This window comes from Halorubrum salipaludis, from assembly GCF_002286985.1.
GTDB classification, from domain to species: domain Archaea; phylum Halobacteriota; class Halobacteria; order Halobacteriales; family Haloferacaceae; genus Halorubrum; species Halorubrum salipaludis.
In genome coordinates this window covers 287014-299020 of the sequence record NZ_NSKC01000001.1, presented here as the reverse complement: position 1 = coordinate 299020, position 12007 = coordinate 287014, and the positions used below count along the sequence as shown (strand labels likewise).

9 protein-coding genes are annotated in these 12007 nt (G+C 70.3%); 1 reads left to right on the top strand and 8 read right to left on the bottom strand.

Going from position 1 to position 12007, the window contains the following annotated elements:
• Positions 1 to 62: 62 nt before the first annotated feature.
• The 3 genes from cysS to CK500_RS01385 form a co-directional block, all read right to left on the bottom strand.
• Positions 63 to 1586, bottom strand: a complete 1524-nt coding sequence (gene cysS, locus CK500_RS01395; protein ID WP_095635467.1) for a cysteine--tRNA ligase — start codon at positions 1584 to 1586, stop codon at positions 63 to 65.
• 453 nt (positions 1587 to 2039) lie between these two features.
• Positions 2040 to 3302 (bottom strand): threonine ammonia-lyase, encoded by a 1263-nt coding sequence (ilvA, locus tag CK500_RS01390; RefSeq protein WP_095635718.1) that lies wholly within the window; start codon positions 3300 to 3302, stop codon positions 2040 to 2042.
• Between the two features lie 52 nt (positions 3303 to 3354).
• Positions 3355 to 4827, bottom strand: a complete 1473-nt coding sequence (locus tag CK500_RS01385; RefSeq protein WP_095635466.1) for a cryptochrome/photolyase family protein — start codon at positions 4825 to 4827, stop codon at positions 3355 to 3357.
• A 104-nt stretch (positions 4828 to 4931) separates the two neighbouring features.
• On the opposite strand from CK500_RS01385, the gene CK500_RS01380 reads away from it, so the two are divergent.
• Entirely contained in the window at positions 4932 to 5315 is a 384-nt protein-coding gene (locus CK500_RS01380; protein ID WP_095635465.1) for a hypothetical protein, read from the top strand.
• Between the two features lie 609 nt (positions 5316 to 5924).
• On the opposite strand, the gene CK500_RS01375 is transcribed toward CK500_RS01380, so the two are convergent.
• The 5 genes from CK500_RS01375 to CK500_RS01355 form a co-directional block, all read right to left on the bottom strand.
• Entirely contained in the window at positions 5925 to 6317 is a 393-nt protein-coding gene (locus CK500_RS01375; RefSeq protein ID WP_095635464.1) for a DUF6276 family protein, read from the bottom strand.
• An 88-nt stretch (positions 6318 to 6405) separates the two neighbouring features.
• Positions 6406 to 7101, bottom strand: coding sequence for a V-type ATP synthase subunit D (locus CK500_RS01370; protein WP_095635463.1), 696 nt, complete (start codon positions 7099 to 7101; stop codon positions 6406 to 6408).
• Positions 7102 to 7274: 173 nt separating this feature from the next.
• Entirely contained in the window at positions 7275 to 8024 is a 750-nt protein-coding gene (locus CK500_RS01365) for a bacteriorhodopsin (RefSeq protein WP_394338248.1), read from the bottom strand.
• A 126-nt stretch (positions 8025 to 8150) separates the two neighbouring features.
• Positions 8151 to 9818 carry a helix-turn-helix domain-containing protein gene (locus CK500_RS01360; RefSeq protein ID WP_095635462.1) on the bottom strand — a complete coding sequence of 556 codons (1668 nt, stop codon included), beginning with the start codon at positions 9816 to 9818 and terminating at the stop codon, positions 8151 to 8153.
• 178 nt (positions 9819 to 9996) lie between these two features.
• Complete coding sequence (locus CK500_RS01355; protein WP_095635461.1) at positions 9997 to 11913, bottom strand: DUF7096 domain-containing protein; 1917 nt, start codon at positions 11911 to 11913, stop codon at positions 9997 to 9999.
• Positions 11914 to 12007: the final 94 nt, after the last annotated feature.

The window sequence follows — 12007 nt, the reverse complement described above, 5'->3', positions numbered from 1 at the left end:
TTCGCTGCGGTCGTGCCGGCAACGATTGACAAGCAGTTCCCGGAGAATTCGTCGTCCCGACGCTATTCGAACCGGTACGACGCCCCGTCCGGCTCGTCTTCGATCTCGACGCCGACCTCCTGTAGCGCGTCCCGCAGCTCGTCGGCGCGCTCGTAGTTGCCGGCCTCGCGCTCGGCCTCGCGCACGTCCAACACGAGTTCGACCAGCTCGCCGGCCAGGTCCACGTCGCCGTCGGTCGTCGACTCGAACTGGAGGCCGAGCACGTCGCCGCCCAGCGCTTCAAACGCCTCGACGGCCTCGCGGAGGCCGCGGTAGTCGTAGGCTGCCGTCGCGTCGGCGGCTCCGTCCGCGTCGTCGGCCCCGTCCGCGTCGTTGACCCCGTCCACGTGCCGGTTCACCGCGTCGGTGAGATCGAGGAGCGCCGCGGTCGCCTCCCGGAGGTTCAGGTCGTCGTTCATCGCGGCCGCGAAGTCGTCGCGCGCGGCGTCGACGGCCTCGCGGAGGGTGTCGTCCGCGGCCTTCGCGCGGGCGTCCACGGAGTCGAGCGCGTCGACCGCGCGGTCGTAGGTTCGCGAGAGCCGCTCCCAGCGCTCCTCGGCCTCGGCGATCGTCTCCTCGGTGAGCGCCTGCTCGGAGCGGTAGGCGGCCCCGGCGTAGAAGGTGCGGACCACGTTGACGCCGAGCTCGTCTAAGGCGTCCGGCACGGTCCAGAAGTTGCCGATCGAGGAGGACATCTTCTCGCCGTCCATCGCCAGGAGGCCGACGTGGAGCCAGTGGCGCGCGAACGTCTCGCCGGTGGCGGCCTCCGACTGCGCGATTTCGTTCTCGTGGTGCGGGAAGACCAGGTCGCGGCCGCCCATGTGGATGTCGAGGGTGTCGCCGAGGTGCGTCGTCGACATCGCCGAGCACTCGACGTGCCATCCGGGCCGTCCCTCGCTCCACGGCGACTCCCACGTCTCGCCCGCGGGCGTCTCGGCGCCGTGGTCGTGTTTCGCGTGCTCGCGCGCGGCGGTCTCGCTCACGCCGTCGGCCTTCCACAGCGCGAAGTCCGCCGGGTTGCGCTTCTCCGACCGTTCGTCGGGCTCGCCCTGCGCTTCGAGCTCTTCGATCTCCTGGTTCGAAAGCTTCCCGTACTCGTCGAAGCCGGTCACGTCGAAGTAGACGGAGCCGTTTGACTCGTAGGCGTACCCCTTCTCGACCAGCGTCTCGACGAGGTCGATTATCTCCGGGACGTGCTCGGTGACGCGGGGGTACACCTCGGCCCGCAAAAGATTCAGCCCGCGCATCGCGTCGAAGGTGGTCGCGGTGAACGTCTCGGCCACGTCGCGCTCTGCGGTCCAGTCGTCGCGCTCGCCCACGCGGGCCGTGATCTTCTCGTTGACGTCGGTGACGTTCTCGACGTGGCGCACGTCGTAGCCGACGTGTTCGAGCCACCGGTGGAGGACGTCGGCGTGGAACCACAGGCGGGCGTGTCCGAGGTGGGGGTCGTCCGACACCGTCAGGCCGCAGACGTACAGCGTGACGTCGCCGTCGGCCGTGAACTCGACGCGCTCGTCTTCCAGGGTGTCGGTAACGACGAGACTCATTACCGGGTCGTTGCTACGGTGAGAGTTTTAAACCGTCGGATCGACTGAGAGCGTCACTACGAGTAGTCTGTCGATCGCTTATAAACGACCGTTGCTGGTGGCGGAGCGGCGGAGAACGCGTCTAAAGTCCCGGTCGTTCGCTTATAAACGGCTATCGTCGGATCGAGCGCGCGGACCTCTCCGAAGCCCCAGCCGGGAGGCCGGCGCACGCTCGCTGTGCTCCTCGCTCAGTCGCTGTCGCTCCTTCGCTGCGGTGCTTGCGTCGCCTGCGCCGGCCTCCCGGCTGCCCCTTCGAATCCCGCCCCGCACAGCCCCGCGCCTCATACCTCCCCAGCCTCGCGGTTCGCGCTCTGCGAGCGCTCACCGCGTCCCTCGCGCGTGCTCTTCGGCCGCAAAGCGGCCTCGGAGGCACGCGCCACCGCAGGTCTGTTTATAAGCAACCGATTCCGCCCCTCACTCCTCCTGCGTCGTCCACGCCACCTCGTACCCCGCCTCGCGCACCGCCTTCAGGACGCGGTCGACGTGGGCCGGCCCGTTGGTCTCCACCTCGAACACGAGGTCTGCGTCGCCGACCGGGAGGTCCGGTCGGCTGCGCTCGTGGCGCACGGTCCGGATGTTTGCGCGCTCCGCGCCGATCAGGGTGCTGATCTCGCCCATCGTCCCGGGCGTGTCGTCGATCCTGACGGAGAGCTCGATCAGCTGGCCGCGCTCGACCAGGGCGTGGGTCACCACCTCCTTCAGCGTCGTCACGTCGATGTTGCCGCCGCAGAGCAGGGGGACGACCGTCTCGCCGGCCAGATCGAGCTCGTCGACAGCGTCGTCGTCGAGGAGGGCGGCCGCGGCGGTCGCGCCCGCGCCCTCGACCATCTGCTTCGCGCGCTCCAGGAGGAGCAGGATGGCGGCCGCCACGTCGTCGTCGCTCACGACGACCACGTCGTCGAGGTGCTCGTTCAGGAGGCCAAAGGTGAGCTCGCTCAGCCCGCCGGTCGCGATCCCGTCGGCGATGGTGTCCGGCTCCTCGCGCGTCACCAGCTCGCCGGCCGCGAGGCTCTCCGAGAGCGTGGAAGCCCCCTCGGTCTGGACCCCCACGACCCGCGTCTCCGGCGACCGCGCCTTGACCGCGGTCGCGACCCCGCCGGCGAGCCCGCCGCCGCCGACCGGGACGAGGACGGTGTCGACATCGGGGACCTGGTCTATCACCTCCAACCCGAGCGTCCCCTGCCCGGCGACCACGTCGGGGTCGTCGAACGCGTGGACGAACCGCGTCCCGGGGTCGTCGACCAGCGTCTGGGCGTGCGCCATCGCCTCCGGGAACGCGCTCCCGCGGAGCACGACCTCGGCGCCGTAGCCGCGGGTCGCCTCGATCTTCGCCGCCGGCGCCGACTCCGGCATCACGATCGTCGCGTCGATCCCCGCGCCGGAGGCCGCCAGCGCGACCCCCTGCGCGTGGTTGCCCGCGCTCGCGGCCACGACGCGGTCGATATCGGGCCCGTCGGTCCCGTCCGCGGCCCCCTCGACCGCCCGCGAGATCGCGTTGTACGCGCCCCGCGTCTTGAACGAGCCGGTTCGCTGGAGGTGTTCCATCTTGAGACGTACGTCGGCGCCGCACCGCTCGCTCAGCGACCGGCTGCGCTCGACGGGCGTGCGCTGGACGATCGCCGCCGGTTCGAGTCGGTCCGCGGCGGCCTCGACGTCCGCGATCGTGACGGAGGACATGACGACGGTGTTCACCACAGCGGGTGAAAAATGACCCGGGGACGAGCCGGGCTCACCGCTTGCCGAGCGCCTCCTCGAAGACGCGCTGCGCGCGCTCGTACCCCTCGTCCCGGTCGACGATCGGGTGCGGGTAGTCGGGGGCGAGCGCCTCCCGCTCGCGCCGCGAGAGGGTCGGCCAGTCGACGACCGTCTCGGCCGGCACGTCCCGCAGTTCGGGGACGTACGCCTTCACGAACCGCGCGTCCGGATCGTACTTCGCCGCCTGCGCCACCGGATCGAAGATGCGCACGTCCACCGAGTCCGTCCCCGTCGAGGCGGTCCACTGCCACGCGCCGTGGTTCGAGGCGTGGTCGTGGTCGATCAGCCGCTCCGCGAAGTGGCGCGCCCCGCGCCGCCAGTCGATCAGGAGGTGTTTCGTCAGGAAGCTCGCGACGACCTGTCGCGGGCGGTTGTGAACGTACCCCTCTGCGTTCAGCTGGCGCATCCCGGCGTCGACGAGGGGGTAGCCCGTCCGCCCCGCCGTCCACGCCTCGAACGCCGCGTCGTCGTCGCGCCACGCGATCGGGTTCGGGAACGACTTGTAGTTCGTCGCGGCTAGGTCGGGGTTGTAGTACAGGAGGTGGTACATCTGCTCGCGCCACGACAGCTCGTCGCGGTACTTGTCGACGTTGCGGCGCTCGTCGCCCGTCGCCGCCTCGAACGCGTCGGTCGCGTCCGCCCACACCTCCCGGATCCCGATGGCGCCGACGGCGAGGTACGGCGACATCCGGGAGACCGCGAGGGTGGGCGCCTCGACGGCCCGCGAGAGGTCGTCGCGCGTGTCGGCGTACGACCGGATCCCGCCGTCGAGGAACCCGTCGAACCGCTCGCGGGCGGCGCGGTAGCCCGGTTCCGGGAGGTCGATGTCGGCTTCGGCGTCGAGATCGAGATCGGCGTTGAGGTCGGCGAAGTCGACGAGGCCAGATCCTGAGTCGGAGCCGAAGTCGGATCCGGAGCCGAGGTCGGAACCGGAGACGCCCTCGTCTTGCACGCTCGCGAGTGCGTCCGGCTCGGGCTCCGGGTACGGCTCGGACTTCGGGACCGCCGCCCAGTCGTCGCGAAACCGACCGTGGTTCGGGTAGCGCTCCTCCAGCCGGCCGGGATCGACCAGCACGGCGTCGGTCCGCGCGTCGGTCTCGACGCCGGCGTCCGCGAGCGCCTCCTCGACCGCTCGCTGTCGCCGCCGCCGCTCGGGGCGGTAGTACTCGTTGTAGAAGACGCTCTCGGCGCCGTACTCGTCCGCGAGCTCGACGAGGACGTTTTCGGGGTCGCCCGCGCGGACGATCAGGTCGCTCCCGAGCTCCCGGTAGCGCTCCGCCAGTCGCTCGACGTGCCGGAGGAAGAAGGCCCGCTTGCGCGCGCCGGTCGTCTCGAACAGATTGGCGTCGCAGACGAAGACGGGGACCGTCGTCCCCGCCCGCGCGGCCGCGGCGAGCCCGGCGTTGTCGCGCGTTCGCGGGTCGCGTCGGTGCCAGAACAGCTGCATAGACTCGATACGGGCTCCGCCGGATAGTGTCCTTCGGCGGTCGCTCGGCGTCGACCCGGCGAATCCACCCGTGCGCTTATGTCGTCGAGGTCGAAGCGGGAGGTATGGACCCGCTCGTCGCCGTCATCCTCGTCGGCGTCCCGCTTGCGTGGCTCGTCGCCTTCGCCGCCTACGCCTACCTCGACGCGCCGAACCACGGCATGGACCGGCGGAAGTGGGCGCTCATCGCGTTTTTCGTCCCGCTGTTCGGCTTCTTCGCGTACGTGTTCGAGCGCGGCGAACGCGACTACGACCCGTCCGAGGACCCCTACGCGCCGGGGAGCGACGCCCGCACGGCCGGACTCGCTGTCCACGAGCGGCGGCGCGGAGAGAAGCGACTCGGCCCGGCAGGGACCGAGGCCGCCGACGGCGACGAGGACGGAGCGGACGGAGACGACGAGTGGAACGACCCGGACGGGATCGAAATCGACGACGACAGAGACCGCTGAGGGACCACGTCGGGACGGCTGCACTGGTGCTGTTACCACCCCGTCTTCGGACCTGTTCTCGCGTGAAACAGCTGGCCGGCGAACTGCGCTTCCCGATTGATAACGGGAGTGAGTCTCGCAGATCGGCGGTGACGAGAGAATATTTAAAAGGAATGTGAGCGACGGCGACGATTGCTTATAAAGAACGATGCGGTGGCGCGTGCCTCCGAGGCCGCTTTGCGGCCGAGGAGCACGCGCGAGGGACGCCGCGAGCGCGAAGCGCGAGCGGCGAGGCTGGGGAGGCGTGAGGTGCAGTTGCGGTGCGGACGGGTGGGACTCAAAGGGGCAGTCGCTGTGGGCGGCGCAGGCGACGTAAGCACCGCAGCGAAGGAGCGGAAGCGACTGAGCGAGGAGCGCAGCGAGCGTGCGCCGCCCACAGCGACTGGGGCTTTGCAGGTCTTCACCGCAGCATCGTCGATCGCTTATGAACAGCCGCCAGCAACACCACAACTCTACTTATAAATGGCCGAATCACCGTCTCGATGGATCCACTCTCACTACCGATCGTAACGTCGTCCGTACCGGTCACGGGGTCGAAACGGCTCACGTCCCGAGGACCGCAACGGGTCGCTACACCATGTCGAGCAGCGCCGACCGCCGCCGTTCGAGGTCGAACGCGGCGTCGGGGGCGTCGAGCCGCTCGAAGAAGGCGAAGGCGTCCGCGCCGGACCGCTCCGCGTGTTCGACGAGCGCCTCGATCGACGCCCGGTTGAGCGCGAGCGACTCCAACTGGCCGCAGGCGAGCGCGAGGGCGACGCCCGCCTCCCCGGTGGGGAACGCGGGGTCGACCGCGGTGAAGTCGGGGGCATCGGCGGTGGCCGGTTCGTCAGTCGGGACGTCGTCCGCCGGAAACGTCCGGAGGCAACGGGTGCAGATCGCGCTCGACGAGTCCGGCGCGTGCTCGCGGAGCGCGGGCGGAACGGCGAACGCGACGACGGGGGCGTCGCAGTGAGGACAGGACATCGAGTGGAAAGGTGGGATCAGGGAGAAAGGTGGGATCGAGGGAGAGAGGTGCGATCGAGAGACGCGAGCGGGGACCGTTTCGAGCGATTCAGTCCGCGGGCTCCGGTTCCTCGGTCGCGGCGGCCTCGGCGGCGGCTTCGGCCTCGGCTTCCGCCTCCTCTTCCTCCTTTTTGGCCTTGATCTTCTTCATGCGGAAGATCTCCTCGCGCTCCTGCTCTTCGAGCTTCTGCTCGATGTACTCCTGGTTCTCGTACAGGGTCGGGAGGAGTGTGAACTCCAGGGCGTTCACGCGGCGCTTGGTCGTCTCGATCTCCGTGAGCATCTTCTTCATCGCCGTCTCGACCTCGGCGGCGAGAATGACCTTCTCTAACAGCTCCTCGTAGGCGTCGGCGGCCTCGTCGATCCGCGCGGAGGAGCCGAGCAGCCCGTACCCGCGCTCGTCGAGGCTCTTTTTCACCTTCGAGGACTCGATCTGCGGGACCACGACGCCCATGATGTTCTTCGACTGGGTCGTGATCTCGGGGTGCTCTTTCAGCGCCGCGGCCGCGCCGCGGACGGCGACGTCGCCCTCCATCGCGCGAGCCATGTCGATCTTGCGCTGGGCCGTCTCGTAGTTCTCGGACACGTCCGACCGGACGTCCTGCGCCTGATCGAGGATGTCCATGAACTCCATGATGAGGCCGTCACGCTTCTGTTCGAGCGTGTCGTGACCGCGCTCCGAGAGTTCGATGCGGTCCTCGATCGCCATTAGGTTCTTGCGCGTCGGCTTGACGTCCTTGGCCATCTTGTCCGGACGTAGAGAGCCGAGCCTGTTAACCTTTTACTGTTCGTCGACGAGGCGCCGCGCGCGGCGGTCTGTGCGCCGTTTGTTCGGGGTCAGTCGTTCTCGGTTTCCCGGGCTTTCCGGCGGCCAATCCCTTCCGAACCGCGCCGGGGGCGCGGTCGCTCGGGGCCCGCTCAGTCGGCGGCGCTCGTCCCGGCCATCGCCGAGCCGGCGGCGTCGAGCACCTCGCGGCTCGACAGCAGGATGAAGCCGAAGCCGACCTTCGCCACCAGGTCGAGCACCATGAAGCCGGCCGTCTCGACGTTCAGCGAGAGGATCCGGAGCCCCTCGGTCCCGAGGAGCCACCACACCGGATACACGAGCCAGACGACGACGATCAGCGTCCGGAGGGTGCCGAACGTCGACGCGGCCTCGCCGGACAGCTGCGACGCCTTCTCGTCGAGCGACCCGTACAACATGTACAGGAGCACGAGCAGGAAGCCCGTGGAGACGCCCCACCAGACGAGCCGCGTCCCGCCGGCGGAGAGCACGGCCGCGCTGGTCGACAGGGTCGCGATCGCGCCGGTGCCGATCATCAGCACGTCGAGGCCGACCAGCGAGGCGAGCTGGTTCCGCGTCGCCCCGGCCAGGAGGCCGAGGTCGACGAGCAGGAGCGGGGTCGTGAACAGCCAGTCGGTGTAGCGGGCCCAGTAGATGGGCAGCTCCTCGCCGCCGAGGCTCACCGTCGTCACCCCGAACCCGAGCGCCATCGCGAGGTAGTTGACGAACGCGATGGCGGTGATGAAGATCGTGACGATGTAGAACTCCTGGCGGTGTCTGTCCGTTTCGCCCCAGCCCCTGGCGATGAAGTACAGCATCCCCAGGAACATGCCTAACGTCCCGATCCACAGCCATATCGCTTCGCTGCCGGGTTGTGCCATCATGACGCGCGTATATATACGGCGTAGTCTGTACTAAGGGACGTACACAACTGGTTTGGTCGCCGATTCCGGACGCGACGCCGTCGACGACAGGGGCCGTTCCACCGGTTCCACCCCTCTCCGATCCGTTCAGCGGTCGAAGATCGCCGCGGCGATCTTGCGCTGTGCCGCCCGCAGGTGCTGGTGGAACGTCGACCGGCTGATGCCCATCGAGTCGGCGATCTCGTCGCCGGTGGTCTCGTGCGGCCACTCGAAGTACCCGCTCGTGTGGGCGCGGAGCAGCGCGGCCAGCTGACGCTCCGTCAGCTGCGTCTCGATGTCGCCGACGAACTCGCGCCGGGTTTCGTGGTCCCGCTCGCGGCGGCGATAGCTGCGGAGCTCCGCGTGCGCGAACTCCTCGACGGCGTCGGACGCGAGCGACCGGGCGAGCGTCTCTCGGCCGACCTCGACGGTCGCGATCGCGATCCCGTCCTCGACGGCCCACCCGCACAGGTCGCCGCTGTACTCCCTGAGCAGTTCCTCGAACGCCGTCTCCTCGACCCCGACCTCGACGACGGGCGTCGCCGTCGTCGACGCGAGCACGCCGTGGACCGTGACGCCCGCGCGCTCGCCGGCGGCCCGGATCGCCTCCTCGTCCGCGCCGTCCCCATCCGTGAGCTCGAACAGGAGCGACCGTTCGCCGCGGTCGCCGACGGTTCCGAGGTGTCGGAGCGAGCAGGACAGCGCCTCGCCGAACGACGCCAACGGGTGATCGCCGAGCGCCAGCCGGAACTCGACGACCCCGTCCCCGCGGAGCGTCCGCTGGCTCTCGATGGCGTTGATCCCGATCGCGACGGTCCGCCCCACCGCCGCCAGCACGTCGCGCTCGTACTCCTGGAACTCTCGGGTCTGGACGTAGACGGCGAGGGCGCCGTACGTCGCCTCGCCGAAGTGAAGCGGCACGCCGGCGACCGCCTCTCCCGCCCCGTCGGGGCCGTCCGTGCCGATCGGTTCGAACCGCACGTCCCGCTCCTCGACAGCGGTCGCGACGGCGAGCGTCACCGGACGCTCGCCCGCGTCGGCGGCTCCGACGCGGATCGGTTCGGGCTCCGGGGCGACCTCGCCGTCCGCCGCTCGCGGCTCGACCGTCTCGGTTGCCGGGTCGTACGTCCCGATCCACGCGCCGGCGTACGTGTCCGCGATGCTCCGGACGACTTCGCGTCGGAGCTCTTCCCGCGATGACGCCAGCGCCACGGCCTCGGTGACGTCGGCGACGACGCCGTCGAGCCGTTCCAGGAGACGCGTCTGCGCGGCCCGCTCGCGCTCGATCCGCGCCGCCCGGTCCGCGACGGCCTGTTCGGCCCGTTTCCGGCGCGTGACGTCTTGCTGGAAGCCGACGTAGTACGCGATCTCGCCCGCGTCGTCCCGGAGCGGCGCGAGGGTCACCTCGTTCCAGAACAGCTCGCCGTTCCGCCGGTAGTTGCGGAGTTCGACCGTCACGGGCTCCTCGCGCTGGATGGCGGCGCGCATCCGGCTCACCGGGCGCTCCCGGGTCGCCTGGCCCTGCAGGAACCGGCAGTTGCGGCCGATCGCGTACGAGGTCGAGTACCCGGTTATCCGCTCGAACGCGGCGTTCACGTACACCAACGGCATGTCCGGCCGCGTCGCGTCAGCGACCGTGATCCCGACGGGCGCCTCGTCCATCGCGCGGGTCTTCAGCGCCTCGTCGACGGCGTCGGTGCTCGCCGACGTCGCCGAACGGTCCGCGCGCTCCGACCGCTCAGGCTCCGGGTCGGTCGGGAACTCCCGGCGTGTCATAGTTACATACGGTGTCGGACGACCAAAACGTACGGGGTCAAATGGGGGAGGAAACGGCACTCGCCCGGGCCCGGCGCGCCGGCGCGGTCAGCGTTCCACGGGTCGCCGCGGTCAGCGTTTCGCGGGTCGACGGACTCCCGACGGAGCGCGGCGACGGCGGATCGGACTTGGCTCTCCGTCAGTTGTCGTCGGGGTCGTCAGGGTCGTCGGAGTCGTCGGGGTCATCCGGGTCGTCGGAGTCGTCGGGGTCATCCGGGTCGTCGGAGTCGTCAGGGTCGTCGGAGTCGTCGGGGTCATCCGAGTCGTCAGGGTCGTCGGGGTCATCCGAGTCGTCAGGGTCGTCGGGGTCATCCGAGTCGTCAGGGTCATCCGAGTCGTCAGGGTCATCCGAGTCGTCAGGGTCGTCGGAGTCATCCGAGTCGTCGGGGTCGTCCGAATCGTCGGAGTCGTCAGAGTCGTCTTCGTCAGGATCGTCCGACTCATCGGAGTCGTCGTCCGCCTCGCGGCCGTCGATCTCGACGTTCTCCGCCTCGAGGGCGCCGCCGTCCCCGACCGCGAACTCGATCTCGGCCTCGAAGCTCCCCTTCGCGAGCCCGATCTCCAGCCCGCCGTCGTCGGTCCCGGGCGCGTCGAACGAGAGCGTCCCGTCCGGGCCGGTCGCGCCGACCGACTCGCCGCCGGCGGTGACGGCCACGCCGTCGACGCCCTCGCCGTCGTACGTCACGGAGACCGTGACGGTGCCGTTGTCGACGGTCCCGCTCGCGTCGAGGCGCTCGCGGATCGCCTCGTCTTCGGCCACCTCGGGCGGGCTCGATCGGAGCGCAAGCTCCAGTTCTCCCTCGCGGTCGCCCGCCTCGATATCGACCTCGACCTCGTCCTCGTCCGGCAGCCGCACCGCGATCCGGCCGTCCGAATCGGTCGCTCCGGCGTCCCGGTCCCCGACCTCGACGGTCGCGTTCTCGACCGGCTCGCCGGCGGCGGTGACCCGGAGAGTGACGGTCGCCCCGGGCTCGGCGGTGCCGTCGACGATGCCGATCGACAGCGGCACCTCGTCGGCGTCGTCGTCGCCCTCGGATGCGCCCTCGCGCGGCTCGATCTCCTCTTCGAACTCGAAGACTGCGCCGGTCTTGCCGTCGACGCTCACCGCGGCCTCGCCGGTCGCCGCAGGGCCGTGGAGGCCGAACTCGAACCCGTAGTAGCCGTCGTCGTCGCGCTCGACGGAGCGGAGCGTCCACTCGCCGTCGCTCCCGTTCGAGAGCGGCTCCCTCGCGGCCGCCAGCGCCTCGCTGTGAGTCACCCGGAACGTCCCGTTGCCGGGTCGGTCGCGCTCGAACTCGCGGGAGCGCTCCCCGTCGTCCGACTCGACCTCGATCGAGACGCCCTCGTCGACATCGATCGAGAACTCCCCGGCGCGCTCACCGGTGTACTGCGCGAGCAGCGCGTTCGCTCCCGAGCCGGTCGCACGGGCGAGCCGGTCGCGCGCCGCCTCGTTGGCCCCCCGGTCGTAGCCGGCGGCGCGCAGCTCCAGCGCGGAGACCGCTGCGGCGCGGTCGTCGAGGCGCTCGAAGCCGCGGTCGACGGTCCCAGCTCGCCCGGAGATCACTGCGAGCCGCCGGGCGAACGCCTCGGGCGCGAGCTCTCCCGCCTCGTACGCCTCGCGCGCCTCGCGGTGGTCGGCGACGACCGCGTCGGCCCGCTCGCGGAGCTCGGCCGCCCGGTCGGCGAGGATCGTGGCACGCTCCGCCTCGCTGCCGTTCTCCAGCGCGGCCTCGAGCGACGACGCCGCGACGCCGTCGCTCACCTCGTCGTCGGTGACGGTGATCACCGTCGCGAGCTGTTGGCCGACCGCCGCCCGCGACGCGTTCCCGTCGCTCGCGTTCCCTACCGCGCTCTCGTCTCCCCCCTCTCCCGCGGCGGTTCCTCCGTCGTCCGCCTGGACCGGTGAGTTCGACGCGTCGGCCGACCGGATCGACGCGTCGCTCGCGTCGACCGCCGCCCCGCCGGGAGCCGCTCCGGCCGCCAGCGCGCCGCCGGGGACCGACCCGACGACGAGCCCCAGCGCCACCAGGACGGTCAGGATCCGTGTGCCGTTCATCGTCGGCGTAGTGGCACGCCGAACACATATATCGCGTCGTTCGTGTCGCACCGTTTCGGCCAGTTTCGCCGCGTTGCACGCGGCTCGACCCGGC

Bases quoted from the DNA above. Each gene is read 5' to 3' on its own strand.
- cysS (WP_095635467.1), bottom strand. From the start codon at position 1,586: ATGAGTCTCGTCGTTACCGACACCCTGGAAGACGAGCGCGTCGAGTTC.
- ilvA (WP_095635718.1), bottom strand. From the start codon at position 3,302: ATGTCCTCCGTCACGATCGCGGACGTCGAGGCCGCCGCGGACCGACTC.
- CK500_RS01385 (WP_095635466.1), bottom strand. From the start codon at position 4,827: ATGCAGCTGTTCTGGCACCGACGCGACCCGCGAACGCGCGACAACGCC.
- CK500_RS01380 (WP_095635465.1), top strand. From the start codon at position 4,932: ATGGACCCGCTCGTCGCCGTCATCCTCGTCGGCGTCCCGCTTGCGTGG.
- CK500_RS01375 (WP_095635464.1), bottom strand. From the start codon at position 6,317: ATGTCCTGTCCTCACTGCGACGCCCCCGTCGTCGCGTTCGCCGTTCCG.
- CK500_RS01370 (WP_095635463.1), bottom strand. From the start codon at position 7,101: ATGGCCAAGGACGTCAAGCCGACGCGCAAGAACCTAATGGCGATCGAG.
- CK500_RS01365 (WP_394338248.1), bottom strand. From the start codon at position 8,024: ATGATGGCACAACCCGGCAGCGAAGCGATATGGCTGTGGATCGGGACG.
- CK500_RS01360 (WP_095635462.1), bottom strand. From the start codon at position 9,818: ATGACACGCCGGGAGTTCCCGACCGACCCGGAGCCTGAGCGGTCGGAG.
- CK500_RS01355 (WP_095635461.1), bottom strand. From the start codon at position 11,913: ATGAACGGCACACGGATCCTGACCGTCCTGGTGGCGCTGGGGCTCGTC.